Origin of the sequence: Metabacillus indicus LMG 22858 (assembly GCF_000708755.2) — a bacterium.
GTDB lineage: Bacteria > Bacillota > Bacilli > Bacillales > Bacillaceae > Bacillus_P > Bacillus_P indicus.
This window is the reverse complement of the sequence record NZ_JGVU02000002.1, coordinates 1,096,935-1,122,125: the sequence shown is the minus strand read 5'-3', so window position 1 is coordinate 1,122,125 and position 25,191 is coordinate 1,096,935. Positions and strand designations below refer to the sequence as shown.

Annotated in this window: 33 protein-coding genes and 1 pseudogene; 26 read left to right on the top strand and 8 right to left on the bottom strand. The window is 42.5% G+C overall.

Going from position 1 to position 25,191, the window contains the following annotated elements:
* The first annotated feature begins 24 nt into the window (after window positions 1-24).
* From rpmG to AZ46_RS08955, 10 genes are all read left to right on the top strand, one after another.
* Window positions 25-174, top strand: a complete 150-nt coding sequence (gene rpmG, locus AZ46_RS08995) for a 50S ribosomal protein L33 (protein WP_029279966.1) — start codon at window positions 25-27, stop codon at window positions 172-174.
* Window positions 175-332: 158 nt separating this feature from the next.
* Window positions 333-881: a hypothetical protein gene (locus AZ46_RS08990; protein WP_029279968.1), complete on the top strand. Its 549-nt coding sequence runs from the start codon at window positions 333-335 to the stop codon at window positions 879-881.
* 119 nt (window positions 882-1,000) lie between these two features.
* Window positions 1,001-1,822, top strand: coding sequence for an endonuclease VIII (gene nei / locus AZ46_RS08985; protein WP_029279970.1), 822 nt, complete (start codon window positions 1,001-1,003; stop codon window positions 1,820-1,822).
* Between the two features lie 152 nt (window positions 1,823-1,974).
* Window positions 1,975-2,385 carry a hypothetical protein gene (locus AZ46_RS08980; protein WP_029279971.1) on the top strand — a complete coding sequence of 137 codons (411 nt, stop codon included), beginning with the start codon at window positions 1,975-1,977 and terminating at the stop codon, window positions 2,383-2,385.
* Window positions 2,386-2,399: 14 nt separating this feature from the next.
* A complete protein-coding gene (locus AZ46_RS08975) occupies window positions 2,400-3,215 on the top strand; it encodes a class I SAM-dependent methyltransferase (protein ID WP_029279973.1) in 816 nt (271 codons plus the stop codon).
* Between the two features lie 229 nt (window positions 3,216-3,444).
* On the top strand, window positions 3,445-3,657 hold the full coding sequence (locus AZ46_RS08970; RefSeq protein WP_029279975.1) for a DUF4017 family protein: 213 nt from the start codon (window positions 3,445-3,447) through the stop codon (window positions 3,655-3,657).
* 143 nt (window positions 3,658-3,800) lie between these two features.
* The gene (locus AZ46_RS21905; protein ID WP_161781205.1) at window positions 3,801-3,968 is read left to right on the top strand and encodes a hypothetical protein; all 168 of its coding nucleotides are present in this window, start codon (window positions 3,801-3,803) and stop codon (window positions 3,966-3,968) included.
* Window positions 3,969-4,013: 45 nt separating this feature from the next.
* Window positions 4,014-4,835, top strand: coding sequence for a CbrC family protein (locus tag AZ46_RS08965; protein ID WP_029279977.1), 822 nt, complete (start codon window positions 4,014-4,016; stop codon window positions 4,833-4,835).
* A 63-nt stretch (window positions 4,836-4,898) separates the two neighbouring features.
* Window positions 4,899-5,696 (top strand): phosphotransferase, encoded by a 798-nt coding sequence (locus tag AZ46_RS08960; RefSeq protein ID WP_029279979.1) that lies wholly within the window; start codon window positions 4,899-4,901, stop codon window positions 5,694-5,696.
* A gap of 99 nt (window positions 5,697-5,795) precedes the next feature.
* A complete protein-coding gene (locus tag AZ46_RS08955; RefSeq protein WP_029279981.1) occupies window positions 5,796-6,503 on the top strand; it encodes a DNA alkylation repair protein in 708 nt (235 codons plus the stop codon).
* 80 nt (window positions 6,504-6,583) lie between these two features.
* Here AZ46_RS08955 and AZ46_RS08950 read toward each other — a convergent pair whose 3' ends face one another.
* On the bottom strand, window positions 6,584-7,378 hold the full coding sequence (locus AZ46_RS08950; RefSeq protein ID WP_029279983.1) for a phosphatidylserine decarboxylase: 795 nt from the start codon (window positions 7,376-7,378) through the stop codon (window positions 6,584-6,586).
* Between the two features lie 2 nt (window positions 7,379-7,380).
* On the bottom strand, window positions 7,381-7,929 hold the full coding sequence (locus AZ46_RS08945; protein ID WP_051865375.1) for a helix-turn-helix domain-containing protein: 549 nt from the start codon (window positions 7,927-7,929) through the stop codon (window positions 7,381-7,383).
* A 194-nt stretch (window positions 7,930-8,123) separates the two neighbouring features.
* Here AZ46_RS08945 and AZ46_RS08940 point away from each other — a divergent pair, with 194 nt between their 5' ends.
* The 4 genes from AZ46_RS08940 to AZ46_RS08925 all read left to right on the top strand — a co-directional run bounded on the left by AZ46_RS08940 (window position 8,124) and on the right by AZ46_RS08925 (window position 11,058).
* A complete protein-coding gene (locus AZ46_RS08940) occupies window positions 8,124-8,864 on the top strand; it encodes a class I SAM-dependent methyltransferase (RefSeq protein ID WP_029279986.1) in 741 nt (246 codons plus the stop codon).
* A 7-nt stretch (window positions 8,865-8,871) separates the two neighbouring features.
* Window positions 8,872-9,342, top strand: a complete 471-nt coding sequence (locus AZ46_RS20960) for a GNAT family N-acetyltransferase (protein WP_029279987.1) — start codon at window positions 8,872-8,874, stop codon at window positions 9,340-9,342.
* Between the two features lie 228 nt (window positions 9,343-9,570).
* A complete protein-coding gene (locus AZ46_RS08930; protein ID WP_029279988.1) occupies window positions 9,571-10,218 on the top strand; it encodes a uridine kinase family protein in 648 nt (215 codons plus the stop codon).
* 27 nt (window positions 10,219-10,245) lie between these two features.
* Window positions 10,246-11,058 (top strand): pentapeptide repeat-containing protein, encoded by an 813-nt coding sequence (locus AZ46_RS08925; protein ID WP_029279991.1) that lies wholly within the window; start codon window positions 10,246-10,248, stop codon window positions 11,056-11,058.
* A 125-nt stretch (window positions 11,059-11,183) separates the two neighbouring features.
* Here the strand turns inward: AZ46_RS08925 and AZ46_RS08920 are convergent, their stop codons facing one another.
* Window positions 11,184-11,978, bottom strand: coding sequence for an SDR family NAD(P)-dependent oxidoreductase (locus AZ46_RS08920; RefSeq protein WP_029279993.1), 795 nt, complete (start codon window positions 11,976-11,978; stop codon window positions 11,184-11,186).
* A 144-nt stretch (window positions 11,979-12,122) separates the two neighbouring features.
* Here AZ46_RS08920 and AZ46_RS08915 point away from each other — a divergent pair, with 144 nt between their 5' ends.
* The 8 genes and pseudogenes from AZ46_RS08915 to AZ46_RS08880 all read left to right on the top strand — a co-directional run bounded on the left by AZ46_RS08915 (window position 12,123) and on the right by AZ46_RS08880 (window position 16,763).
* Window positions 12,123-12,479 carry a winged helix-turn-helix transcriptional regulator gene (locus AZ46_RS08915; protein ID WP_029279995.1) on the top strand — a complete coding sequence of 119 codons (357 nt, stop codon included), beginning with the start codon at window positions 12,123-12,125 and terminating at the stop codon, window positions 12,477-12,479.
* Between the two features lie 322 nt (window positions 12,480-12,801).
* Window positions 12,802-13,308 carry a GrpB family protein gene (locus AZ46_RS08910; protein WP_029279997.1) on the top strand — a complete coding sequence of 169 codons (507 nt, stop codon included), beginning with the start codon at window positions 12,802-12,804 and terminating at the stop codon, window positions 13,306-13,308.
* Window positions 13,309-13,368: 60 nt separating this feature from the next.
* Window positions 13,369-13,860 (top strand): DUF402 domain-containing protein, encoded by a 492-nt coding sequence (locus tag AZ46_RS08905; protein ID WP_029279999.1) that lies wholly within the window; start codon window positions 13,369-13,371, stop codon window positions 13,858-13,860.
* A gap of 108 nt (window positions 13,861-13,968) precedes the next feature.
* A complete protein-coding gene (locus AZ46_RS08900; protein ID WP_029280001.1) occupies window positions 13,969-14,382 on the top strand; it encodes a hypothetical protein in 414 nt (137 codons plus the stop codon).
* A 62-nt stretch (window positions 14,383-14,444) separates the two neighbouring features.
* Window positions 14,445-14,978, top strand: coding sequence for a ClbS/DfsB family four-helix bundle protein (locus tag AZ46_RS08895; protein WP_029280003.1), 534 nt, complete (start codon window positions 14,445-14,447; stop codon window positions 14,976-14,978).
* A 34-nt stretch (window positions 14,979-15,012) separates the two neighbouring features.
* Window positions 15,013-15,438 carry a GNAT family N-acetyltransferase gene (locus AZ46_RS08890; protein ID WP_029280004.1) on the top strand — a complete coding sequence of 142 codons (426 nt, stop codon included), beginning with the start codon at window positions 15,013-15,015 and terminating at the stop codon, window positions 15,436-15,438.
* A 21-nt stretch (window positions 15,439-15,459) separates the two neighbouring features.
* Window positions 15,460-15,939, top strand: a pseudogene (locus tag AZ46_RS22505) (NUDIX hydrolase).
* A gap of 35 nt (window positions 15,940-15,974) precedes the next feature.
* Window positions 15,975-16,763 (top strand): class I SAM-dependent methyltransferase, encoded by a 789-nt coding sequence (locus tag AZ46_RS08880; protein WP_029280006.1) that lies wholly within the window; start codon window positions 15,975-15,977, stop codon window positions 16,761-16,763.
* 369 nt (window positions 16,764-17,132) lie between these two features.
* Here the strand turns inward: AZ46_RS08880 and namA are convergent, their stop codons facing one another.
* Window positions 17,133-18,149, bottom strand: coding sequence for an NADPH dehydrogenase NamA (namA, locus tag AZ46_RS08875; RefSeq protein ID WP_029280008.1), 1,017 nt, complete (start codon window positions 18,147-18,149; stop codon window positions 17,133-17,135).
* A gap of 395 nt (window positions 18,150-18,544) precedes the next feature.
* Between namA and AZ46_RS08870 the strand changes: the two genes are divergently transcribed.
* From AZ46_RS08870 to AZ46_RS08860, 3 genes are read left to right on the top strand one after another with little or no spacing between them, the layout of a single operon-like run.
* Window positions 18,545-20,197 (top strand): M20/M25/M40 family metallo-hydrolase, encoded by a 1,653-nt coding sequence (locus AZ46_RS08870; RefSeq protein ID WP_029280010.1) that lies wholly within the window; start codon window positions 18,545-18,547, stop codon window positions 20,195-20,197.
* A complete protein-coding gene (locus AZ46_RS08865; protein WP_029280012.1) occupies window positions 20,178-20,942 on the top strand; it encodes an alpha/beta hydrolase in 765 nt (254 codons plus the stop codon). The genes AZ46_RS08870 and AZ46_RS08865 overlap by 20 nt, the downstream gene beginning before the upstream one ends.
* A gap of 17 nt (window positions 20,943-20,959) precedes the next feature.
* A complete protein-coding gene (locus AZ46_RS08860; RefSeq protein ID WP_029280014.1) occupies window positions 20,960-21,397 on the top strand; it encodes an NUDIX domain-containing protein in 438 nt (145 codons plus the stop codon).
* 24 nt (window positions 21,398-21,421) lie between these two features.
* Here the strand turns inward: AZ46_RS08860 and AZ46_RS08855 are convergent, their stop codons facing one another.
* The 4 genes from AZ46_RS08855 to proC form a co-directional block, all read right to left on the bottom strand.
* A complete protein-coding gene (locus AZ46_RS08855) occupies window positions 21,422-22,117 on the bottom strand; it encodes a cobalamin B12-binding domain-containing protein (protein ID WP_081870163.1) in 696 nt (231 codons plus the stop codon).
* Window positions 22,118-22,137: 20 nt separating this feature from the next.
* Entirely contained in the window at window positions 22,138-22,506 is a 369-nt protein-coding gene (locus AZ46_RS08850; protein ID WP_029280016.1) for a globin family protein, read from the bottom strand.
* Entirely contained in the window at window positions 22,503-22,808 is a 306-nt protein-coding gene (locus AZ46_RS08845; RefSeq protein ID WP_029280018.1) for an antibiotic biosynthesis monooxygenase family protein, read from the bottom strand. Before AZ46_RS08845 ends, AZ46_RS08850 begins: the two co-directional genes overlap by 4 nt.
* A gap of 81 nt (window positions 22,809-22,889) precedes the next feature.
* Window positions 22,890-23,729: a pyrroline-5-carboxylate reductase gene (proC, locus tag AZ46_RS08840; protein ID WP_029280021.1), complete on the bottom strand. Its 840-nt coding sequence runs from the start codon at window positions 23,727-23,729 to the stop codon at window positions 22,890-22,892.
* A 498-nt stretch (window positions 23,730-24,227) separates the two neighbouring features.
* Between proC and AZ46_RS08835 the strand changes: the two genes are divergently transcribed.
* A complete protein-coding gene (locus AZ46_RS08835) occupies window positions 24,228-25,181 on the top strand; it encodes an MBL fold metallo-hydrolase (RefSeq protein ID WP_029280023.1) in 954 nt (317 codons plus the stop codon).
* Window positions 25,182-25,191: the final 10 nt, after the last annotated feature.

Genomic DNA, 25,191 nt, shown 5'->3' with positions numbered 1-25,191 from the left:
TTTTAATTTTTAGGAGGAACAATCATGAGAGTCAACGTTACACTTCAATGCACAGAGTCAGGGGACCGCAATTACATTACAACTAAGAACAAGCGCAACAATCCTGACCGTCTGGAGCTGAAAAAATATTCTCCGCGCCTTAAAAAAGTAACGGTGCACCGCGAAACAAAGTAAGAATTCACAGGGAACTCATCGGAATTTGATGAAGTTCCTTTTTTCTTGCCCGGAATTAGCGAAATCCCTCGCATGATTTCTCCTTGACTCAAAAGGAATACAGCACAAAGACCTAGAATATAAAAAGGTAAGAAGACAGAAAGAGAAGGGGGAATAGGATGAATAAATACCGCATTTATTTAGGCTTGTTCATTTGTTTTGGCCTGGCATTTGTGATCTGGTCTATGACAGAAATCTCTCACTCCTACGACGAACCCCTTGAAGCTCTCAAACAGACGAAGCAGGATATGGAAGTCATCATTCCAGCCTACAATATCAACGACGAAGCCCTCTATTTCTTCATTGATGAAAACGATCAGCTCGGTACGGCATTTATGAAACAAGGTATTTACGGGTGGAAGACAGGCGCAATATCGGCAAGCCCGCAGCAAGAAATAAAGGCCGATCAAAAACTCATCGACTACCATGTATATGATAATTCCATGATTTACGGTCTTATATCCGATGCCGAAGGGTCACTTGAAGTGAATATAAACGGAGCACCGGCACGCACCCTTGAAATCGGTGTCATGCTTGAACAGGAAGTAGCGCAAAAACATAATCTCCAGGATAAAATCCTCTGGTATTACCAGCAGAAAGATCTGATGCCAGAAGGCGTGAAAACGCTGAAAAACAGTGTCATTGTTCTGAATAAAAAAGGATTTTAATGCTGAAGCTCTAAGGCTTCTTTTTTTTTGCCTGCATATTGACTGGTTTTGAAGGTAGATTGATGAGGGTACACTTCATGACAAAAGGTATTTTACAGAGAAGAAAGGAGTGTTGCTGAGTGCCAGAGGGGCCGGAAATAAGGCTTGCAGCCGACCAGATTGAAAAAGTTCTTCTTCCTCTGCCGGTAGGAGAGGTGTCCTTTGCATTTGACCATCTAAAAGATTATGAACCTCTGTTTGAAGGGGCTCGTGTAGAAAAAGTCGAGACGAAGGGCAAAGCCATGCTGATCCGCTTCAACAACGGCTATACCATCTATTCCCATAACCAGCTGTACGGAAAGTGGGTCGTTCGCAATGCCTATACATATCCTAAAACAAACCGAATCCTCAGACTCGCTATTCATAACGAGAAAAAGTCGGCATTACTTTACAGTGCCTCTGACATTGAGGTTCTCAGAGACAGTGAAGTGCCGGCTCATCCGTTCATCTGCAAAGCAGGTCCTGATGTCCTGAACGATGACATCACCCCGGAAGATCTTTTTGACCGTTTCATGGACAAGCGCTTTTTCCGGAGAAGATGGTCAGCTCTGCTTTTAGATCAGGGATTTGTCGCCGGAATCGGAAACTACCTGCGAAGCGAAATCCTGTATGTGTCAGAAATCCATCCGGACATGCGTCCCGTCGACTGCACAGAGGAACAGCTCCGCGCAGCTGCTGAGGCCATCATCAGCATCACAGTCCAGTCCTACAGGCACAAGGGAATCACAAACGACCTGGAGCTTGCCGAAAAACTAAAAAAACAAGGTGAAAAGAGATCCCAGTACCGCCACTGGGTTTTCAACCGCGAAGGAAGACCCTGCCGCAAAGACGGATCGGAAATTCTGAAAATCATCGCTTCGTCCAGGCGGCTGTATTACTGCCCGGAGTGTCAGAAAAGATGAGAATGACTGGAGAAAACGGGTGTTTTCTGTAGCATAATAAACTGGTTCACAGGATGCTTGTTTCGCATCCTGTTTTTATATTGTGTTTTGTCCAGCTGTGATAAAATGGAAATGAAGCATCGCTCAAATCTAAAGCTAAGCGGGTGAGTGAGATGCAAGTTCACCAAAAGGATTTTTCAGAAGCTTTATTATCTACTATCATAACGACTGAAACGGCAATGAAGAGACTGATAGAAAGGTTGCTGGTCAAAAATAAGCCTGTTTTTGCAGAAAAGAAACTTGATCTGCATGGCGAGTTCTATAAAGAAGGAAACGACCCTTTTACACCTGACTACAGTTCTTCTGTATCGATTGGCGTTTCTGAAGAAAACGGGGAACTTATTGATTTACATACAATTAAAATATGGGAGTGCCAACGATCTTTTTTAGGGTTGACTACCTCAAGGAAGATTCCCTGGAGTACCATAAGTGGTGAGCTGCTTGATGAAACAGTTGAAGATGTTGAAAGTGAGTTAAGAGAGTATATGAGTGATTTTTTAGAAGAGTATCCACCATCCTTATAGAAAAAAGGTGAAATATGAATGACATAATCAGCTACTACAATACTTTTGATGAATGGGGCCGGCTTGAACGGGAGCCGGTCGAATTCCAAGTGAATTGGCATTATATAAAAAAATATCTGCCGAGTACCGGACACATTCTTGACAATGGCGCGGGACCCGGAAAATATTCTATGGCGTTGGCTGCAGATGGATATAGTGTGACGCTGACCGATTTAACTCGGAAACTGGTGAAAATCGCTGAGGTTAAAGCACAAGAACTACATTTAGCAGAACAGTTTGAAGCTTTTCATGTGGCAGATGCGAGAGATTTGAACATGTTAGGAGATGAACAGTTTGACTCAGCCTTAATGCTTGGCCCCATGTATCATCTGCAGGAAGAAAACGACCGGATTAAAGCCGTAAGGGAGTTATACCGTGTAACAAAGCAGGATGGCTTAGTGTTTGTAGCTTTTATGCCAAGATTCAGACACATCCTCACATCCCTCTTGTTTCCCGACAACTGGAGACCGAATGATAACATAGACAGCATCAATAAGTTCTCGCAAACCGGCTGCTTTGATCACGCTGATAAGGGCCGTTTTACAGGTGCGTATTATTTCGAAATAGCCGACATCAAGCCTTTTATGGAAACACATGGATTTGAAACGCTTGAATTAATCGGGTCTAATGCGGGTGCCACCTTATCAAAAGAGAACTGGAATTACTGGAATGAAAAAGGGGAGGAAGAAGTTCAGAAACTAATTGAGTTAATCAAAGAGAAAGCGTCGGATCCTTCTATTTTGGGGATATCCTCGCATTTGCTTTATATAGGGAGGAAGAGGCTGGGATAAGCGGGTGAAATATTTGATAGAAGTTTAAAAAAACAGAGCATCGTCAAAGTATGTCCTGACGGTTACAGGACTGCTTATATATAAAAATGAAAGTGAAGACTATATTTCTCTTAGATACTGCCGTAAAATCTAACTGCTAAAAATTAATTAAAAAATTTCCAGTATTTATTATAAAGTAATTTCCATTTACGTCCATTTAGTGTAAAATTACACTAAAGGAGGATGCGAAATGAAATTATTAGAAGTAATCATGCCGCCAGTAGTGGTGTATCTTGTAATTTGTTTAATTGGACTTCTTTTGCCAGTAGGGGGTCCTGAGGGATCAGGATATGATACTAAGATATGGAATCTATACATTATTCAAGTTTATGCAATCCCTGGATTTCTGATCGCGCTGATGGTATCTCTGTTTGCGAACAGAAAAAAGAAGACTGCTGGCTAAAAAGGATTTAAGGCGAACAACAGAAAGCAAATATTGAACAGAAGACCTGTAAGATTTTATTGAAGCGTGCGTCCGAAAAAGGATTCATGCTTTTTTTGTTGAATACACTCTTGAAACCAACCGAAGGCTGGAGGACACGGAAATTGACGATTCTTGAACTGCTTGGCATTTTTACCGCAGTGTATGTGATCAGGTATTTTTTTGATTCAGAATATAAGCAGAGAAAAAAGAAATGGGTTGTTTCTGATATTTTGATTACAGCACTGCTTGCTGTGATCGTCCAGGAGGTCTATACCTTCTTTTTCATCTAATGAAGGAATGAAATCACTTTAGGTTTGCCGAAGAAAGGAATCACCATGTCCAATTCATTTGTTTTAGAAATTGATTTATCCCAGTGGCAGCAGAATCAAAAGGGGACATTCTTTTCCCGGGTGAGCCATGTCCTGCCTGCCAATGATTTTGAAAGTTTCAGAAAAGCCGTTAGTAAGAAAACAGAGGTTTACCGCGCGGAGGATTTTGAATATGATAGAATGCTTCTTATGAAAGCAATCATTGATCTGGTGAGTGCCGGTGCTGACTATACGGTTTACAAGGAAACAGAAGATCAGAAATGGACTGTCAGTCTCATAGACTTGGAAAAAGAAATCAAAGAATTTAAAACTGCACTGGGCCTTCCTCATTTTACTTATCATCCAGATGTGTATGAAAGCGGATCTTTGTCTTTTTATCATGATACATGCGAGGTATGCAGGCAGGAAGGCTATATCTTTCATGAAGGAGCATACGGAGAAGACGATTTGGATGTGATTTGTGTTCATTGCATTGCATCCGGAAGAGCCGGGGACGAGTACGAGGTTTTCTTTAATCAGCCCTATGCAGCTACATTTGACGATGATTTTAAGGTGAAGGAGCTGCATATGCGGACCCCTTCCATCCGGTCCTGGCAGGAAATTTCCTGGCTTGAACACTGCCATGACTTTTGCGCTTATAAAGGAGCTTCAAACTGGCGTACTATCAGTCACCTGGAGGAGGAACTGCAGCAGGATTTACTGCTGGAAGCTGATAAGTACGATTATCAAGTAGATGAATTAAAGAAAGCGATGAATTCATACATGACCGTCCATCTTTTTGCATGTCTTCATTGCGGGAAACACCGGATTACGACTGATATGTCATAAGGGAGAAATAATAAAGGGATAGGAAATCGCCCGCAAATAATGAAAACAAGGAGGTGCGTCGTTTTGTCAAATCCTTCAAACGAAGAATTGCTCACTGGAGGCAACGTGTCCAGTGTATACCGCTCAGGACAGACAGTAAGACGGGAATGCAAGCCAAATAGCAGAAAGATTCATTCACTACTAAGGCATCTCGAAGACAGAGGATATAAGTATGCTCCCAAATATCTCGGTATAGATGAAATAGGCAGAGAGATTCTGACCTTTATTGAAGGCGAAGCCGGGCATTATCCGCTGAAAAAGTACATGTGGTCAGATGCGGTTTTGCAAGAAACAGCTGAAATGCTCAGGCTCTATCATGATGCTGTCAGTGATTTTCCGATCGACAGCAGCTGGAAACCTCTTGATAACACTCCTCAGCCATATGAAGTACTCTGTCATAATGATTTTGCGGTATATAACATCATTTTTAATAACCAGCGTCCAACCGGAATCATTGATTTTGATGTCGCTGGACCTGGACCGCGCATTTGGGACATTGCATACACTCTTTATACATGCGTGCCGCTAAGCAGATTTTATGTTTCAGAAAAAGGGGAGAAGGTTTATTATCAATCATCGTCATCGGAGCATGCAAGCAGGATTAAGCGCAGAATGAACTTGTTCTTAGATGCTTACGGAAAGACGTTTGAAGAAGATGTTCTGGATATCGTTCTGCTGCGAATCGAAGGCTTGTGCAAAACGATTGAAAGAGAAGCGGGTGAAGGCCATCCTGCTTTTCAGAAAATGATCGAAGAAGGCCATCTTGAACATTATCAAAAAGACCTTTCATTTATATCAAATCATAGGAATGATTGGGAATAATTCATTTTCGACATGGAAGCTAGTGAATGAACATAAATTTTTGCTCGAACAAAAACTCAAATAGAATCGTTTAAAGATATGAAAGGACGTGCAAAAACAATGGATGCCAAAACGGTTATGCAGGAGCTTGAATCCCTCGGCAAGGAACGGACAAAGAAAATGTACATGTCAAATGGGGCACAGGAACCTCTTTTTGGTGTGGCAACTGGAGCGATGAAACCAATTGCCAAGCAAATTAAAATCAATCAGGTACTCGCAGAAGAGCTGTATGCCACAGGGAATTATGATGCGATGTATTTTGCCGGGATTATTGCAGATCCAAAAGCCATGACAGAAGAGGACTTTGACCGCTGGATCGATGCAGCATATTTTTATATGATTTCGGACTATGTGGTGGCAGTGACATTATCAGAATCAGATATTGCGCAGGATGTGGCAGATAAGTGGATTGCTAGCGGGGAAGAGTTAAAAATGTCTGCAGGCTGGAGCTGCTACTGCTGGCTGCTTGGAAACCGCAAGGACCATGAATTTTCAGAAAGCAAAATTGCGGCGATGCTTAGTGAGGTCAAAAACACCATTCATGATTCGCCGGAACGAGCGAAATATGCCATGAATCAATTTGTTTACACGGTCGGGATTTCGTATATACCGCTGAGTGAAAAAGCAGTTGAAACGGCCAAGGCAATCGGAACAGTTGAAATCAGGCGGGATACGAAAAAAAGCAGTACTCTGAATGCTTTTGAAACGATCCATAAGGAACTGGATAAAGGGCGGCTTGGGTTTAAGCGGAAGTATGTTAGGTGTTAGGATTTATCTATATTTAACGATAAAAAGCAGCCATTGGCTGCTTTTTTAAGATTTTGTACATTTAATTAGACGGCGTGACATTACAGCTTCGGCATGTCACCAGCAGATTTCCATCTGCCAATTTGCTCGCCCATTTTGACAGGTCCTGTCTTTCCGGTAAATTCAAGATGTCCTTTTGGAACACAAATCACCACAGTTGAGCCGAATGAAAAGTAGCCGAATGGATCGCCGCGGCGAACATCGTGCTGATGGTTGGTTCTTTCAATGGAATTAACATTGAGCGCACCGACCATCACCTGTGCAAATGGAACTCCTGCCGCGCTGAATTTCGTCACCAGGCGGTAATTTCTCGTCAGCGGGCGGAGTCCGTATTTTAAGCCGATTGTATTAACGGGAGCCGCTTCTTTCCCCAATGTATATACTTCTTCGATCTTTGCATCCATTGGGACATGAACCCGGTGGTAGTCAGTGGGACTTAAATAAAAGATCAGCACTTGTCCGCCTGAATATACCTCGGCTTCGTTTTTAGACCCAAGCAGCTCTTCCACAGTATATTCCTGTCCCTTAACAACAAACCTGCTTTCAGGCGTCAGGTGATCAACCACCGACAACACACTGTCACTCGGGCTGACGAACGCATCCTGTTCTCCTGCAATCGGGCGGACACCCGGTTTTAATTCACGGGTGAAAAGATCGTGAAGAGACTGATAGTCTTGAAGATTTTTGCTTGCTTCCTGTAAATTTAATTTATACAGTCTTGAAAATGAACCTGTGAAAGGTTTACTGGCTTTAGATTGTGCAAACCTTTTAAGTAATCTTGCAGCCGCAGGATGGCCGTTTAATTCAAACACTTTACGATAAAAACGGGTTAACATTGTTAGTCAGCACTTCCTTTATTATTCTTGGGCTCTGGTAAAAGCATTTGAATCAGAGTAACCTTCTCGTTCTGGGAGGAAGGCTTATTTGTTATAAAACGGCTGAGGAGTTCATTCATGCCCTTAGACAAATCTTCAACCTCCGCCTTCGTCAGGTAGAGATCTACTTGACTGTATCCAAATGGATCATTGGACAAGTCGGGATCGGCGAGCAGATAGCTTTTGGCCTGGCCGGTCACATTGGACAGGAAGGTCATAAACATGTTCAGGTGGTCTTCACCGGACATACTTTTCAGCTCTTCCAAAGACACCACAGGATTCTGCTTTTCAATCGCATACGTTCTCTCAACGGCACCTCTTATTTTACGTTCTTCTTTTACAAAAATAATCTTATTTTCCTTAAGAATATTTAAATGGCGGTAAAGAGTCGCCTGCGGGATATCAGAGAGCCATTCCTTCAGCTGACTCACAGTCGCATCATTCCTGGAAAGCTGCTGAATAATTTGCATTCGGACCGGATGCAGGATCAAATCCATCTTGGCCTTGGACACTATTCTCACCCTTAATTATTATTGTTATCAGTAATGATAATATTTGATAGAAGAGAGATTGTCAAACATCATTTAGATTAATGGATAACATTGAAAAGAAGTACTGTTATAAATTTGGATAATTATGCTAAAGTGGAGTCAGAACTTTTAATAATTATGGAGCAGAAACCGTAAAAACGCAGGGAGAGATATGAGTGGAATTCAGAGGAGCCAGTGCCTATAATCAGCCGGATTTTTTTGACCAGTACATGAATAGAAGGAACAGACAGGACAGTCCCAATAATGCCATTGAAGGTCCGATCATTCATGAATTAATTGGGGACATTCAGGATAAGTGCATCCTTGATTTAGGGTGCGGTGATGCAAGGTTTGGTAAAGAGCTTTTACACCAAGGGGCAAAACACTATACAGGAGTAGAAGGTTCGGAGCAAATGGCTGAAGCAGCGCGATCCAATCTGATTGGACAAAATGGAAATGTACTTTGCGAAACGATAGAAGCTCATACCTTTCCTAAAGAAGTATTTGATCTTGTAACGTCCCGGTTTGTCCTGCATTATATCTCAGATGTCTGCAGAATTTTTGAAAATATACATCAAACACTTAAAGAAAACGGCAAATTTATTTTCAGCATTCAGCATCCGCTTACAACCTCTGCTTTTGCAAGTAAAGAGCATGGAGATAAGCGAGGCAGCTGGCTTGTTGATGACTATTTCCTTGAGGGAGAAAGAAAAGAACCGTGGATTGACCAAACCGTCGTTAAGTATCATCGTACAACTGAACACTACTTTTCGGCTCTTAGACAAGCTGGTTTTACAGTGCTTGATCTGCGTGAAGGCACACCTAAACGGGAGCATTTCAGCATTGAAGAAGAGTTTTTAAGAAGGCAGCGAATTCCGGTAGTCTTGGTTTTTTCTTGTGTAAAAGATATTGGATGATATGAACATGAACATAAGATTAGCTTCTAGGCAAGACCTGAAGCAAGTTTCGCATGTGTACAATCAAGTTACAATCGACTTGCACAAAAAGGGAATAAACCAATGGGAGTATCCCTGGTGTGCTGAAAAGCTTTTAAGCAAAATTAAGAACCATGAAATGTACGTACTAGTAGATGACTCAGTGTTAATTGGTGCCTTTTGTATAGAGGAAATCAATCAATTGAGCAGGCTGATGATGGATTCAGCCAATATGTATTTAAGTCAAATAGCGATTCTGTGTGAATATCAGGGAAAAGGGATTGGCTTGTACATCACAGAGTTTGCTTGTTCTTACGCCATGTCAGTAAAGAAAAAGATTTATTTGGACTGCTGGGCGGGAAATGAGAAACTAAAAAATTTCTATTTGAAAGCTGGCTTCGATTATCAGGGTGACTTTCCTGAAGAGGACTATTTAATAAGCATTTTCTCGTTCGGTTAATGCTTTTCAAGAATGACCTGTATTCTATTTTAATGAATGGAAGGTGTGAGTCATGAAGCATTTTATAGATGATTTTGCAGGAGCAATTTCTGATTTTCTCAAGGGTATCTTTAAAAGTATCTGTTACTTTTTAGCGGGAATGCTGATTGTCGGTATACCTCTTTATGGAATTGTACTTTTCATTCGCTTTTTTTATTAGTTTATATACGTTACCGAAGGGTTGAAGACATGAATCAATTAACAGAGAACATCTTAAAGTGGACTGGAAGTACAAAGAAAAGAATCATAATTGGCATTTCAGGCCACGGTGCTGCGGGGAAGACCACCTTCGCAGATAAACTCCTGGCTGCACTGAACAAAGAAGATGCCAATTACCTGAATACAGATCCTTACATCATAAGTTCAGGAGTTAGAAAACATGCCCGGATCGAATACAGCTATGGGAACGAAAATCATTCCTTTAAAATGACGGCCTGCCACCCAGCCGCTCATCATCTGCCTGCATTAGAAAGAGATGTGCAGATGATCAGGCAGGGGTTAGATTTTCTTACAATCGATGCTCCTTACGCAAAAAGTATGTTGATTGATTCAAAGAAAAGGATATCAATTGTCGAAGGAATGGCTGTTGCTTTCACGAACCCGGAACTCTATGATTTGAACATCTATTTTTATACGGATGACGAAACAGAGCTGGCCAGAAGAATGAACAGGGATGTTCTTGAACGTGGAACGAATAAAGAGTACTTGCTCTTTTCCCATAATCAGCGCCGGATACAGTACAAGTTGTTTATGCATCCGTACAGCGAGAAATTTGATATTGTTATCAAATCTTTTGAAAAAGGTGAATACATAGAGAAAAATCTTTTTAAGTTTTAGAAATCAACAAACAGGAAGTGCTTCGTAATGCTTAATGAATTGGAATCAGATTGCCAAAATTGCTTTGGATTATGCTGTGTCGCGTTGCCTTATGGAAAATCAGCCGATTTCCCTTTTGATAAAGATGGAGGAGATCCTTGCCGGAATTTGTGTTCTACTTATACCTGCGCCATACACAGTCAATTAAGGGAAAAGGGCTTTCGAGGGTGTGTATCCTATGAGTGTTTCGGCGCCGGCCAGCATGTTTCACAGATGATTTATAACGGCCGGGACTGGCGGGATAATAAAGAGCATGCGGAAGAGATGTTTGCAGTTTTTCCAAATGTGCAGCAGCTGCACGAAATGCTGTTCTACCTTAAGCAGGCCCTGCATCTAAAAGAAACTCAGTCCATTCGAGTAAGTCTTCAAAACAGTTATGAGGAAACGGTCGAGCTGACCTTAAGAAAGCCGGAAGCTATTTTAAAAGTTGATGTGTCAGCACATAGAAGTAAGGTGAATGTTCTGTTAATGGAAACAAGCAAATTGTACAGAAGCAGAGTGAATGACATCAAAAAGAAAAAAAGCAGAAAGGCTGCGGATTTCATAGGGGCAAATCTTAAAGGGCTGAACCTGCAGGGTGAAGATTTTCGCGGGAAATTGATGATAGCAGCAAACATAAGCAACAGTGATTTAAAAAGGGCTGATTTCATTGGTGCCGATCTGAGGGATGCAGATTTGAGGGGTGCTGACCTGACGGAAGCTCTTTTTCTGACACAGTCACAAATTAATTCCGCTATTGGAGATGTTCATACTAAGATTCCGGTATATTTGGAAAGGCCGGGGCATTGGGCAACTACTTAATAGATGTCTTTTTCATAAATACGTTTTACGGCTTACAGATGATACCTTCAACAATAAAAAGACTGTAGGCAAACTCATAATAGATAAGTCTGCTACAGTCTGGGAAGTCCGCTGCTGAATGATAGTTAAAGGATACTCTGGATAATGCCGCCTTCGACTCTTTGGGCAGTTCCATTTATGGCAGAAGCTTTATCTGATGCAATAAAGACAATCGTATCAGCCACTTCTTCTACAGTTGCATAGCGCTGAATTAGAGACGTTGGCTGGTCGTTTTTAAAGTAGTCGCTGATGAAAGCATCCAGTTCTTGTCCATTTTCTTTTGCCATATCGCTGATGAACTGGCCGAAGCCTTCTGTCCATGTCGGTCCAGGAAGGATAGAGTTTACTGTAACGTTTGTTCCTTTAGCTACTTCAGCAAGCCCTCTTGACAATGTGATAAGGGCTGTTTTTGAAACACCATAAGGTACTAGCTCAGGGTATGGTTTAATGCCTGCTTCACTTGCAAGATTGATGATTCTTCCTGAATTGCGCTCCATCATTTTTGGTAAAAAAGCACGTGATAAGCGGACAGCACTCATGACATTAATTTGATAATAGTCCAGCCATTCTTCATCTGTAACTTCTGTAAAGGGTTTTACCGTAAAAACACCAGTATTATTAACTAATACATCCAAATCACCAATTTTATTTATTTCTTCAATTAGTCTGTCTGACTCTTCTTTTACAGATACATCTGCATGAATACCATAAACGGTTCCCATTGAAGAAAGTTCATTAACAACACTCTCCACATTCTCTTTTGAACGGCCGTTGATAATTACGCGAGCCCCTTCGTTTAAAAAACTGATTGCTGTTGCCTTACCGATTCCTGCAGTTGATCCTGTTACAAGAACCAATTTATCTCTTAATTTTAATTCCAATTCAAACAACTCACTTTCAAAGTATTGCCGGCTGATTTATTATGCATGATAGCTAGTAACTTGAAAAGTACGCACTTTTCAGGGACAATGTAACCATTGGGTTATGTAGGAACCAATCGGTAACTGTAAATAATGGAGGAAAGAATGAAAAAATATAATATACCCGTAGAAGCTGCCCTCGAATTGATCGGAGGAAAATGGAAAGTCGTCATCATGTGTCACTTAATATTAGGAACAAAGAGAACGAGCGAATTAAAACGTTTGATGCCAGGTATTTCACAAAAAATGCTGACGCAGCAGCTTAAGGAATTAGAAAAAGATGAATTGATAGAGCGGAAGGTTTATAATCAGGTTCCGCCAAAGGTAGAGTACTCACTAACAGAGTACGGCTGGTCGCTGAAGGAAATTCTTGATGCCCTTTGCAATTGGGGGGAGATGCATATCGAAAGGAAATATGCTAATAAATATGATGTTTTGGAAGAAAGCATTTTAAATAAATAGCAGGAAAATGTAAAACGTAAATATACGACTGTCTCCGCTGGCTGCCTTGTTAAGGTGACCGGCTTTTTCAATGGTGTGATATTCTTTATAAACAGTGCTCTCTTTATTTATCCTTGTTTAATCAGTCGGAATTTGAAATAATTGGTATTATCCTTCTTTTAGGAACAGGTCCTGATTGGTTTCACATCTCCTGTTGTACTGGCGGGAAATCTGACGATGATTCAGCTCAAAGTTTGCGGGAATATTTGCTGAGTGGATATAAAAGAATCTTTTATAAATTTACAGGTTGATAGTGAAGCTTGAAGCTAGAAGGGGGGACAACATGCTCGGATTACCCAGAGGAGAAGTTTTCTTAGTACCATGGTCGAATGAATGGAGAACTGAATTTGAGACAGAGAGGCAGCACATTCAAGATTTAATTGGTCCTTGCATCCATCGTGTTCACCACATTGGAAGTACAGCCATCGAAGGTCTTTGTGCAAAGCCCATCATTGATATAGCTATAGAAATACATGATTTTTCAAAGGGTGAAAAGTGTGCACCCGCACTAGAGAAAATAGGTTACGCTTACAGAGGCACAAACGTATTACCGGATAGGCATTACTTTAATAAAGGAGAACCGAGAACCCACCAGATTCATATGTACGAAACAGGTAATAGATACTTGGCAGAACAGCTCAGATTCAGAGATTGCTTGAGAAGGAACGAGCAGCAGAGAAGAGAATATGAACGGCTGAAGCTTGCATTAGCAAGCTCGAACTCGAATGATAAACATAAATATGCAGATGGAAAAACGGAATTTGTTAGGGCGATTTTAGAAAAAGGATAGAATGGGTACATTCTGAATGCACGTTTTTCTTCCTATGAACTCCGTAAAGAGGTGCTGTTTATGAGACCAATTATCACGATTTCTGCATTAAAGTATCCGAACATTATTCATTATGAATGGCAGGGAGAATTACTGAAGATCACATCTGAATACGTGTTAGTGCTTTGCAAGGCGGGTAGAACATTAACGCATCATACAAAAGGGACAACCTTTACACTTCCTAATGATTCATTAGAATTCTTTTCCTTAAAGAAAGGATTTACAGTTGCGATGGAGATGGAGAACAGGGAAATTGTCTCTTATTACTGCAACATTGCAATGCCGTCTGTGTTTGAAAATAACCATCTTTCCTTTATCGATTTGGACTTGGATCTAGTGAAGCGGTTAAATAATGAATGGGAAGTTCTTGATGAAGATGAATTTGAGATTAATAGCTATACATACAACTACCCTCCAGAGTTTAAAGACTACGTTATTCAATCACTGGAAGAATTGAAAGGGAAAATTAAGAGAGAAGAATTTCCTTTTGATGGGGCTTTGTTGGAAGAATAATCACTGGCCTTTTTGTCTTCTTATCTTCATCTTCTTTCACCAGTACGTTCTTGATGAACAATAAGCGGAATATTCTCTTTCAAGTCTGTTTATTACGGGGTGTCTATAATGATAAAAAGGTATCTATATATTGTAAGTATCTGTGTCATTTTCTTATTGGCAGGATGTACCGACAGTGAAGTTGTGTTTATAGACCTCTATGATAGTGATCCTAAACGAATTCAAAAAATCACAATCACCAATGGTGCAAATGGTGAACGGCGAGTATTACATTCGTCTAGACAAGTAAACGATTTTTTTTCTGAGTTAGAGGATATCACATTTAATAAAAGAGACATTGATAAAGATGAGATTAATGGATTTCTCTATGCTGCTGCTTTTTATGAAAAGGGGAGCAATAATCCTTTCTTTACTATGTCAACAAATCTAGTCAATGATCATGTTTACGAACCAAATAAAGATCTGGAGGATTTGTTAAAAAGACATTTTAAGAACGGGAAAGTTGATCAACAGAATAACTGAAGTATTCAGGAATCAATGATTAGTATGTTCCTCTCAAAATACTATACGACTGTGATAAGGAGATTAGTATGACTAGTGAAAAAGAGATTCTATTGTTAAATAGCGACACGTATTTTAGTTCATTGCTCGAAATCATTGAATCTGTTCCTGTCAGAAAAAGAAATATTTCTATTGATACTCAAGAAAGAGACAAAAATTTTCGCGATGTATTGATGCATCTTTATGAATGGCATGCCATGCTCGAGAGATGGTACCGGGAAGGAATGGATGGGGATCAGCCGGTTATGCCGGCACCAGGTTATAAGTGGAGTAGGATAAAACTGCTCAACATGAAAATCTGGGAAGGGTATCAGGAGGTTACGTTAAATCAAGCCGTAAAAAAAGTGAAGTTAAGCCATGGGAGAGTAATGGACTTAATCAACTTACATACAAATGAAGAAATCATGACAAAAAAATACTCCAAGTGGACAAAAACAAGTAATCTTTACAGCTATTTCGAAGCAAACACGTCCAGTCATTACATTTGGGCTATAAAAAAATGCGAAGTGATTGCACATTGTATTCAAGAGATAGAAATGGATAAGTCTGTAAAGTAGTGTTGAGAGTTGTTAATTTTAAAGGAGCAAAAATATGAACAGAGTGCTTGCTGCAGATATCGCAGACTTAAATAGGTTAGTAGAAATAGACAGTGAGGTAATTGGTAATTCAAGCAGACGGGAAATCATAAAACATGCTATCGAGAGTGGACAGTGTCTCATTGCAAATGAAGAAGAGGAGATTGCAGGGTTTCTTATTCATGATACAAGCTTTTTTGAGTGTACGTTTATCTCTCTCATTATTGTGTCTCCATCCAAGAGGCGCAGGGGAATTGCAAGTTTGCTAATTGACTATATGGTGAGGTCATCTGCAACCGAGAAAGTTTTTTCTTCAACGAATCAATCTAATTCAGATATGCATAAGGTCTTTCATTCAAATGGTTTCGTTGAAAGCGGCATTGTGGAGAATTTGGATGATGGAGATCCGGAAGTGATTTATTTTAAAAAGCGGACAAATTGAATAAAGAATTGAGCTTTTAATATGGAGGATTCAATGGACTATATAAGCTATTTGAGATCTATGGTAGGTCATGAAAAAGTAATAATGGTTGCAGTTGGTGCGATGGTTTTCAACGAAAAGGAAGAGGTGTTGTTGCAGCTGAGAGCAGACAGCCATTTATGGGGAATTCCTGGAGGGTTCATGGAACTGAATGAATCTGTCCGAGATACTGCAAAATGAGAAGTTTTTGAAGAGACCGGTATTACATTAGGTGAACTCAGTTTGTTTGGCATTTATTCAGGACCGTCAAGAGATAAGACATTTTCTAATGGTGATCAGGCGGCTTTGGTTGAAGTCTTTTTCAAGTGTACAGATTATTCTGTATATTTAACGAAGCAAAACGAGGAAACACTTGAAAATAGATTTTTTCCATTAACAGACTTACCTGACAATCTATATATTGAACATTTACCTGTAATCAATGATTTGTTGTCTGAAAAGAAGATTCCTGTAGTAGGTTAATAGATATATTGCAAACATAAGAAAAGGAGACCTTCATGCAAGAAAAAAAGTCACACTACAACTTCGAAGAGTACGACGACCCTTCGCTTTATGATGGGGAAAACGAGTCTTATATAAGCGACATTCCCTTATTATTGAAATGGGCATCGCTGACAAATGGATCAATAATCGATATTGCCTGCGGCACAGGGAGAGCCACTATCCCTTTAGCAAGGCAAGGTCATCGCGTAACTGGAGTGGACGTACATAAAGGAATGCTGGACGAAGCAAGGAGAAAGTCTTCGGACCTGGGTCTTGAAATCAATTGGATTCAACAGGACTGTATGGATTTAAACATCGAAACTTCATCAGATCTCATCTATACCGTTGGAAACTCTTTTCAGCATTTTCTTACAAACGAGGATCAGGATAAGCTATTGGCTTCAGTCAGCCGGCATTTAAATCCTGATGGGATTTTTATTTTTGGAACCAGATTTCCTGGGGCAGAAGAGCTGGTTTCAGCAGGGACAGAGGAATTTTGGAAAACTTATGAGGATGAGGAGAGTAAGCTGCAAGTAGACGTTTACTGCCAATCCTCTTATGATGCCATCAGCCAGATCCAGCATAACACAACAATAAGAAAGTATAAGAATGACGCGGGAGAAGAAGTAAAGGAGAAAAAAACTGAGATCTCTCTGCGCTTTGTTTTTCCAAGGGAAATGGAGAGGCTGCTGGCCATGAACGGATTCAAGGTTTTAAATGTGTATGGGGATTGGAATGAAAATCCGCTGACAGGTGGAAGTAAAGAAATGGTGTATGTTTGTCAGAAAAGAAATATGGATTAGTCAACTATCGGCAGTTCAGCAGCAAGCACCCATTCTTTAAGAGCATGTAGACGAAAGAGGGGAGAATAGTTGAAAACATTGTTTGCATTATTTTTGATACTCATCGGAGTGCTTTTGGCTAGCATCAATTTTGATGATTTGGGTGTTACAGCAAATATGCTGATAAATTTTGTTGGGTTTACAATCATTTTATTGAGTGTAAGCAGGCTGATAAAAAAAATTGATCGTTTATAGTTATCTGCGAGGAATTAATTATTAGTATTCCTTCAACTCATTTCACAGCGATTTGAGTTTTTTTACATACAAAAACACCGCCAAAAGCGGTGCCAAATTGTGCTTATTAATTCTTTTCTCTCATTGCAATAAGGATTACCACCCGCGCGCATACTGCTTTGGCGCCTCAATCGCAACGCCAAGTTCAGCAGCTGCAGTCCGCGGCCAGTATGGGTCGCGAAGAAGGGCGCGTGCAAGGAAGATAAGATCTGCGCGGCCGTTTCCGAGGATTTCTTCAGCCTGTGTTCCGGTTGTGATCAGGCCTACGGCTCCAGTATCGATGCTGGCTCCTTCGCGGATGCGCTCGGCAAATTTCACCTGGTAGCCAGGGAAGACTTTGATGTCTGCAGGAACGAGGGCACCTGAGCTGACATCGATCAGATCGACTCCCTGTTCTTTCATCCATGAGCAGTAATCCACGTAATCTTCTACGTTCAGTCCTTCAGGGGTGTAATCTGTTGCAGATACCCTTACGAACAGCGGTCCGTCCCAGACTTCATTAACAGCATCGATGATTTCTTTCAGGAAGCGGTAGCGGTTTTCTTTGCTGCCGCCGTATTCGTCTGTCCGCTTATTGGAAAGCGGTGAGAGGAACTGGTTGATTAAGTATCCGTGTGCGCCGTGAAGCTCGATGATATCAAATCCAGCTTTTTTCGCACGGATTGCTCCGTCTTTAAAAGCTTGAATGGTTTCTTTAATTTTTTCTGTTGTCATCTCGACAGGTGTTTTGCTTTTTTCATTAAATGCAATGGCGGATGGTGAGACAATCTCGCCTTCGAGCACGGCTTTTCTTCCGGCATGTGCAAGCTGGATCGCCGTTTTGGCGCCATTTTCTTTCATACCGTCAACTAATTTTTTCAAGCCTTCAATATGGTCATCGCTCCAGATGCCGAGATCCTGCGGAGAGATTCTGCCCTGAGGCGTAACGGATGTCGCTTCAATCATGATCAGCCCCGTACCGCCAATGGCGCGGCTAATGTAATGGGTCATATGAAAATCCTCGACCATTCCGCCTTCGCGGTGTGATGAGTACATGCACATCGGAGACATGACGATCCGGTTTTTAAGTGTGACGTTTTTTACGGTGTATGGTGTAAATAAGTGATTCTTCATGTTTGATTGCCTCCTTGAGTGAAATTTCATAAAAAAAGTATATCAGCTTTGAGGTAAGACTTCATGTAAGTTGCCTGACGATGGAGCATTGAGTGAATGCATCCCTATAATCGGGGGCACCGAAAATACAGGGTAGCAAAAAGAGAAAATGCTATCTCATTATCGCGAGCATCGAAAATATGGGGTAACAAAAAGAGAAAATGCTATCCCATAATCGCGAGCACAAAATATAAGGTGCCAAAAAGACAAAGTGCTGCCTTATAATCAGAATCGCCGAAAATACAGGATACCAAAAGTGGAAATTCACTCCTCTGAATTCATTCAAAATGATCCTCTTTTAAAAATTGCGAAAATTCTTTAGAATAGAGTCAGCATCTATTTTAGGAGGTCTCATCATGACAGCAAAATGGCAATCGAAACAGCAGCTGACAGAGCTTTTAACAGGACTAGTGAATCTTGCGAGCATCACGGGATCAAAGGATGAGATTGCCCTTGCCCAGCATCTTTATTATGTGCTGAATGATTTTCCTTATTTCAAAGAACATCCGGATCATGTGAAACTGCATCCCCTTGAAGACGGCCGCTATTTTTTGACGGCTTTTGTTAAAAGCAAAAAAGAAACGGAAGATACGGTTATCCTGATGAGCCATTTCGATGTGGTGGATGTGAAGGATTACGGTCATCTTGAGCATCTTGCTTTCCGGCCGCACGAGCTGACAAAGGAACTTGCGAACTCGGCGAATCTTCTTCCGCAGCCGGTGAAAGAGGATCTTGAAACAGGCGACTGGCTGTTTGGCCGCGGAACGATGGATATGAAGGCGGGACTGACGGTTCAGCTCGGCATGCTTGAGCAGGCGATGAACGGTGAGTTTGACGGAAATTTGCTCCTGCTGACGGTTCCTGATGAAGAAGTAAATTCAGCAGGGATGCTCGGGGCTGTGCCTGTTCTTCAAAAGCTGAAACAAAAATACGATCTTTCCTACACGGCATGCGTCAATTCAGAGCCGATGTTTTCGAGGTATCCGAATGATGAGAATTTCTATGTGTACAGCGGGTCGATTGGAAAAGTGCTGGCCGGGTTTTACTGCAGCGGGGTGGAAACGCATGTAGGCGAGCCTTTTTCTGGACTGAACGCGAATTTAATCATTTCCGAGCTGAACAGGCTGCTTGAGCTGAATGAAAAATATTCAGAGATAGCAGGCGGAGAAGTGACGCCGCCGCCGATGAACCTTATGCAGAAAGATTTGAAAGAGGAGTATTCGGTGCAGATTCCGCATGAGGCCGTTTCGCTGTTCAACATTTTGACGATGAAGCGCAGCATGCTTGAGCTGCACGGGATGCTGATGAATACAGCTTCAGCGGCTGCACGCCGGGTGGAGAAGTTTTACGACGAGAAGGCAAAGCATTACAGCCGGTCTGTCGGTTACACCCCTGCATCCTATCGGGTCACGGTCATGTCCTATGACGAACTGCTTGCCTACGCCGTTCAAAAAGTCGGCGAAGAGGAAGTCAACAGGCATATAGGTTACTTGAAAGCCAACCGCGGTGATCTTGATGACCGCCATTTTACAAACAAAATCGTTTCAGGTCTGTCGGGGTTGTGCAAGGAGCTTGCTCCCTTAATCGTCGTGTTTTACAGTCCGCCGTTTTATCCGTCTGTTTCGTCAAAAGAGGACGCGTTTATCCAGGATGTACTGTCTGATGTGCAGAGCTATGCCGGCAGCAAATTCGGAATCTCTCTTGTGAATCAGGAGTACTTTGCGGGCCTTTCGGATTTGAGCTTTCTTCAGTTGCGTGACAGTGAGGAGTCAATCCGCGAGCTGACGGCCAACATGCCAATCTACGGGGATCACTATAAGCTGCCGCTTGATGAAATAAAAGAGCTGAATATTCCTGTTTTAAACGTCGGCCCTTACGGAAAAGACCCGCATAAGTGGACAGAGCGTCTTCATCTGCCGTACTCCTTTGAAACGTGTCCGGAGCTCTTGAACTATACTTTGAAACAAATCTTTAAAAAAGCAGACAGTGATGAACTGCGTCAGGATTGAGCTGAAAAATTCAAGAGGACTGGCTCTGATCGGTCATTTATATGAAGCCGATTCCCGCAGACTTGTCATCATGTGCCACGGGTTTACGTCTGACAAGTCATCGAGTGGCCGGTTCGACCGGTTTGCCGCTGTCTTCCAGTCGCTCGGATGGAACGTGCTTGCCTTTGATTTCAGCGGCTGCGGCGAGAGTGATGACGATACGCTGACGATGGCAAAAGAAAAGGATGATCTTCAGTCGGTCATTGAATACGCGAAACAATGCGGCTTTCAATCGATTGTCCTTTACGGTCACAGCCTCGGAAGCAGAATCTGCCTGATGTGTTATACAAAAGAAGTGAGCACGATGATTTTGACAGGTGCGTCAACAGGTCCGCATACGTACAACTGGAATGATCACTTCACAGCTGAGCAAATGAGAGAGCTGCAAGAAACAGGAGTGATCACAGAGCATCTTTCCTCAGGTCCCCGGAAACATATCATCATCGATCAGCAGATGCTGCATGATTTTGAACAGGGGAACCAGATGGAGCTGCTGTCGGCCGTTGCCTGTCCAGTTCTGATCATACACGGGAATGCGGACGAAGAAGAAAGAATGCTTTTAGAGACGTCCAAAAGGGGAATGAAGTTGCTGCCCCAAGGTTCAAAACTTGAGGTGATTGATGGAGCTTCACACAGTTTTATGGAGCATCTTGATGAAGTGGAAAAGCTTGCAGTTGAGTGGCTTTGTAAGCATTTAGACGAATGAAGGGACGGGGAAACAGCATGTTCATCGTAAACGCAGAAGGGGCTGTTTTTAAAGAAGACAAATGGCTCATCATTGAACGCAGCATGAGGGAAGAGCACGCCGCAGGGCTGCTTTCCCTGCCCGGCGGAAAAACCGAAAAAGAAGGCGCTGTAATGGATATTCTGGAAAATACGGTCAAGCGGGAAGTGGAAGAGGAGACAGATGTTGTGGTTAAGGATGAAGTCCGTTATGTTCACAGTGCATCGTTTGAGTCAGATGACGGCTTTCATGTCGTGAACATCGTGTTTTTATGTGAATATAAAAGCGGGACGGCTCATCCGAAAAGCGAAGAGGAAGTTTCGGAGGCTGTTTGGATGACAGCGGAGGAAATTTTTGCTCATCCCAATGCACCTGTCTGGCTAAAAACCAGTATCCGTCTTGCAGAGCGCAAAAAAGCGGCGGACGTCATCCTTTAACAGGATGTCGTCCGGCCGCTTTTTTTAAGATCGGGTCAGACTTTTATCTGCACGTACCGGAGCAGCTGAAACGCTGCTGCTGATTTTGATTTGATTGTGTCTCTTCAGCCAGTTGTCCACCGATTTCAGGTCGTACATGATTTCTGTGTTTCCAGAGCTGTATGGACTGATATCATACTGGCTGACAATTCGTCCGCCGAGCAGGATGACCGGGTGATTTGGAAGAGAAGAGAGAGCATCAATGTACTTTTTGACTTTCGGAAGATGGTACACGATAGATACTGAAAGACAAATCACTTCGGGTTTCCAGAGCTCGGCTTTTTTTATGGCGTATTCAAGCGGAAGATTTGGCCCAAGGTAATGAGTTTCCCACCCCTGCTGATCAAACAGGCTGTTGACCATCTTCAGCCCGAGATAGTGCTGCTCGCCTTCTACACAAAGCAGCATAGCTTTTTTTCTGTTTTCTGACTCCGGATGCTGTTCCAGCGGATAGAGGGTCGAAAGGATAAAATCGCACACAACGCTTGCAAGGTGTTCATCTGCAACCGTAATCTCATTATTTTCCCATAAGTCCCCGACATGCTGCATGGCGGGGGTAAACAACTCTTCAAACAGTTGGATCCGTGACAGGTGACTGTGGTCCTTAACCAGCTGAACAGCGGCTGTTTCATTGCCGTCTAACAGCAGGTTTGCAAACTCAAAAGCTGCTGAACTCTTCATACAGAGCACCTCATTTCTCTTTATTTCTCTTTCTCTTTCATTAGTGCATCTGTGCCGGCTTTAAGGTAAGCCAGGTAGGCAGACACTCTCTCCTGATCCTGAATCTCCATTTCAATGAGCACTTCTTCCAGGTAATCAAAGTTATCAATCAAATGCTGCGTTTTCATGCCGTGTTTGACAAGAATGCCGTTCAGCCAGATGGCGTAGTCTGTAAATACCTGTGCATTCTGCAGATCAAAAGCGGTTTGAAGGTGCTTAAGATGATGATGGTTGTCTTCTCTGCATTTTTCTTTGCCTTTTTCTCCGAATCTCTCAAGAAGGAAAGGCTCATTTTGATAGATTTTCTCGGTTGCTTCATAGACAATCTGATCCGCAGGGAAAAAGCTCATCGGGCGACCACCTTGTATTGCTTGACCTTGGGAATGACGGCAGCAAGCTCCTGATCAGGATACTTCTTTTCAAGGTCATGGATTTTCTTGAATTCCTCGCTTTTGACCCAGTTCATGTAGTCTTCTTTTCTTTCAAAAAGCAGCTGGACCGTCAATTCTCCCGCTCGCTTATCGTTTTGCAGAAGCAGAAAATCAACGAATCCTTTTGCTTCATCTACCATTCTTGAACGGTTCTGATATATGGAAATGACTTCTTCGGCCTTTTCATCCGGCACATCGAAGGTCGAAAAAACTGTATACATGCTACCACCTGTCTGTAAATGTGACATTTCGTTTTCTTTTTATTTCAACAAGGCTGCTTTTTTTCCTGCACCTTTATCTTATCAAGTATGCTCTTTTTGAGCGTTTTTTGCAAACAATTCACCCATTTCGGCAGAGCGTTCGGTCGCCGTTTTCACACATTCTCTTAATGCTTTTTTAACGGCATAGTGCTCAAGCCTTGCAATGCCGGCCTCTGTTGTGCCCCCCGGACTTGTTACTTCTTTTCTGAGAACTTCCGGCTGTTTTCCTGAGTGCAGGAGCATTTCGGCCGCTCCGAGGAAAGTTTGGGCGATGAGTGCTTTTGCTGTGTGTGCTTCAATGCCATTATCGGCCGCCGCTGCTTCCAGTGCCTCTGCTAAGTAATAGATGTAGGCAGGTCCGCTTCCTGAAAGGCCTGTTACGGCATCAAGCTGATCTTCTGAAACGTGCACGACCGTACCGATTGCACGGAACAGTTCTGATGCTGCGTCCATTTCCGCCTGGCTGACTTCTGATGTGCAGGCAAGGGCGGTCGCCGATTTCCGGATGGCTGCAGATGTATTTGGCATGGCTCTGATGACGGACAATTTTTTTCCGAACAGATCCTGGATCGTTTCAGTGGAAATTCCCGCAAGGACAGAAATAATTAATTGGCTGCCCTTCACATGCTCCCGTATGCTTTCAATTCCTGATCTGACATCCTTCGGCTTCATGGCAAGAATGATGATATCGGCATGTTTGACAGCTTCGCGCTTGTCTCTGGTGACTGAGACCCCGTAGGACTCTTTTAAAAATGAAAGGCGTTCATCATTTGAATGGTTCGTGACAATTAGTTGGCCAGGAAGGCAGACACCGTCGCTGATTAACCCGTTGATGATGGCTTCGGCTATAGCTCCTGCACCTGTAAATGCGATGTTTTTCATCTTTTTCCTCCTGAAATTTTTTTCAAAATAAAAACCGCCTCATCCAGTAAAAAAAGGACGAAACGGTTTCCGCGGTACCACCTTCATTGAGCGACGTGAATCACTCCAGCTTATGCTCCCGTATCGAGGGGCAGCGTCAGGTTTGCCTGAAAGCTCACAGGGCAGGTTCAAGCGGCAAGAGGATGATGAAACCTTTCAGCCGGCGGGTTTCACTCTCTGTTCATCATTGCGGATTTACTATTCCTGTTCACAGCTCATTACGTTATTTATTTTGCAGCATTCGCGCGTTAAAGCATATTAGTTGTTCATCATTATGCGAGGTTGGACAGGCGTTTGTCAAGGAGTATTTTTTCAATAATAACCGGTGAATTATTTGAAAATAATGACACGTTTGCAGGGAACGTGTAAAATAGGCTTAATAATAGGTGAATAAGCATTCATTTTACACGTATTGAATATAGTAGTCATATATAAAAATAACAAAATGAGGACGATGGTATGAAATTAAAATCAGATTACATAATCCCTATCACCCTCCCGACGCCTTTTCCGGTGGGGGATGTGAACGTTTATCTTGTAAAAGGAGACCGCCTGACGCTGATTGATGCCGGTCCGAAAACACCGGAGGCATTTGCCGCTCTTACAGCCCAGATGAAGGATGCCGGATACCGTCCGGAAGACATTGAGCAGGTAATTCTGACCCACCACCATCCGGATCATGTCGGGCTGCTCGATTATCTGCCCGAGTCGGCTGAAGTGATTGGTCACCGCTACAATGCTCCGTGGATCAGCCAGGATCAGGTATTTATGGAAGAGCAAAAGACCTTTTTTCTGAAGCTGTTTGCCGAGTTGGGCGTAGAAGAGAAGCAGCTTCCGTACCTCGCAAGATTTGTATCAAATCTAAAATATTCATGCAAACGGGAGCTCTCATCAGATCTCAGAGAAGGGGACCCTGTGCCGGGAATGAACGGGTGGCACGTCATTGAGACACCGGGTCATGCGCAGACACATATTGCGCTGTACAGGGCTGAGGATGGCATGATGTTCGGGGGAGACCATATCCTGAAGCATATATCGGCAAATCCTCTGTTGGAACCGTCGATGGAGGGCGGGGCGAGGCCGAAACCGCAGCTGCAGTTTAATGAATCCTTTGAGGCTCTTTTGAAAATCCCGCTCTCAAGTGTGCATTCCGGGCATGGTGAAACTGTCGCAAATCCGCACGAACTGATACAATATCGGTTGAAAAGACAAAAAGAACGCGCCTATGAAGTGCTGTCGTTTTTAAAAGAAAAACCGATGACAGCGTTTGAAGTATCCGAAAGGCTGTTCCCGCGTCTTTATCAGAAGCAGATGATGCTCACGATGTCAGAAACGGTGGGGCAGCTGGATTATCTCGAAGCGATGGGGGAAATTAAGGGTCAAATGGAAGGGGTACACATCCTTTACTCTTGATGAGGTGAAC

Excerpts from the sequence above, each read along its gene's own strand:
- AZ46_RS08835 (WP_029280023.1), top strand. The coding sequence starts at position 24,228 with ATGAAATTAAAATCAGATTACATAATCCCTATCACCCTCCCGACGCCT.
- AZ46_RS08845 (WP_029280018.1), bottom strand. The coding sequence starts at position 22,808 with ATGTATACAGTTTTTTCGACCTTCGATGTGCCGGATGAAAAGGCCGAA.
- AZ46_RS08865 (WP_029280012.1), top strand. The coding sequence starts at position 20,178 with ATGAACTGCGTCAGGATTGAGCTGAAAAATTCAAGAGGACTGGCTCTG.
- AZ46_RS08890 (WP_029280004.1), top strand. The coding sequence starts at position 15,013 with ATGAACAGAGTGCTTGCTGCAGATATCGCAGACTTAAATAGGTTAGTA.
- AZ46_RS08930 (WP_029279988.1), top strand. The coding sequence starts at position 9,571 with ATGAATCAATTAACAGAGAACATCTTAAAGTGGACTGGAAGTACAAAG.
- AZ46_RS08905 (WP_029279999.1), top strand. The coding sequence starts at position 13,369 with ATGAGACCAATTATCACGATTTCTGCATTAAAGTATCCGAACATTATT.
- AZ46_RS08980 (WP_029279971.1), top strand. The coding sequence starts at position 1,975 with ATGCAAGTTCACCAAAAGGATTTTTCAGAAGCTTTATTATCTACTATC.
- proC (WP_029280021.1), bottom strand. The coding sequence starts at position 23,729 with ATGAAAAACATCGCATTTACAGGTGCAGGAGCTATAGCCGAAGCCATC.
- AZ46_RS08880 (WP_029280006.1), top strand. The coding sequence starts at position 15,975 with ATGCAAGAAAAAAAGTCACACTACAACTTCGAAGAGTACGACGACCCT.
- AZ46_RS08900 (WP_029280001.1), top strand. The coding sequence starts at position 13,969 with ATGATAAAAAGGTATCTATATATTGTAAGTATCTGTGTCATTTTCTTA.
- AZ46_RS08950 (WP_029279983.1), bottom strand. The coding sequence starts at position 7,378 with ATGTTAACCCGTTTTTATCGTAAAGTGTTTGAATTAAACGGCCATCCT.
- AZ46_RS08970 (WP_029279975.1), top strand. The coding sequence starts at position 3,445 with ATGAAATTATTAGAAGTAATCATGCCGCCAGTAGTGGTGTATCTTGTA.
- AZ46_RS08925 (WP_029279991.1), top strand. The coding sequence starts at position 10,246 with ATGCTTAATGAATTGGAATCAGATTGCCAAAATTGCTTTGGATTATGC.
- namA (WP_029280008.1), bottom strand. The coding sequence starts at position 18,149 with ATGAAGAATCACTTATTTACACCATACACCGTAAAAAACGTCACACTT.
- AZ46_RS08990 (WP_029279968.1), top strand. The coding sequence starts at position 333 with ATGAATAAATACCGCATTTATTTAGGCTTGTTCATTTGTTTTGGCCTG.
- AZ46_RS08955 (WP_029279981.1), top strand. The coding sequence starts at position 5,796 with ATGGATGCCAAAACGGTTATGCAGGAGCTTGAATCCCTCGGCAAGGAA.
- AZ46_RS08910 (WP_029279997.1), top strand. The coding sequence starts at position 12,802 with ATGCTCGGATTACCCAGAGGAGAAGTTTTCTTAGTACCATGGTCGAAT.
- AZ46_RS08975 (WP_029279973.1), top strand. The coding sequence starts at position 2,400 with ATGAATGACATAATCAGCTACTACAATACTTTTGATGAATGGGGCCGG.
- AZ46_RS20960 (WP_029279987.1), top strand. The coding sequence starts at position 8,872 with ATGAACATAAGATTAGCTTCTAGGCAAGACCTGAAGCAAGTTTCGCAT.
- AZ46_RS08870 (WP_029280010.1), top strand. The coding sequence starts at position 18,545 with ATGACAGCAAAATGGCAATCGAAACAGCAGCTGACAGAGCTTTTAACA.
- AZ46_RS08850 (WP_029280016.1), bottom strand. The coding sequence starts at position 22,506 with ATGAGCTTTTTCCCTGCGGATCAGATTGTCTATGAAGCAACCGAGAAA.
- AZ46_RS08855 (WP_081870163.1), bottom strand. The coding sequence starts at position 22,117 with ATGAAGAGTTCAGCAGCTTTTGAGTTTGCAAACCTGCTGTTAGACGGC.
- rpmG (WP_029279966.1), top strand. The coding sequence starts at position 25 with ATGAGAGTCAACGTTACACTTCAATGCACAGAGTCAGGGGACCGCAAT.
- AZ46_RS08860 (WP_029280014.1), top strand. The coding sequence starts at position 20,960 with ATGTTCATCGTAAACGCAGAAGGGGCTGTTTTTAAAGAAGACAAATGG.
- AZ46_RS08915 (WP_029279995.1), top strand. The coding sequence starts at position 12,123 with ATGAAAAAATATAATATACCCGTAGAAGCTGCCCTCGAATTGATCGGA.
- AZ46_RS08965 (WP_029279977.1), top strand. The coding sequence starts at position 4,014 with ATGTCCAATTCATTTGTTTTAGAAATTGATTTATCCCAGTGGCAGCAG.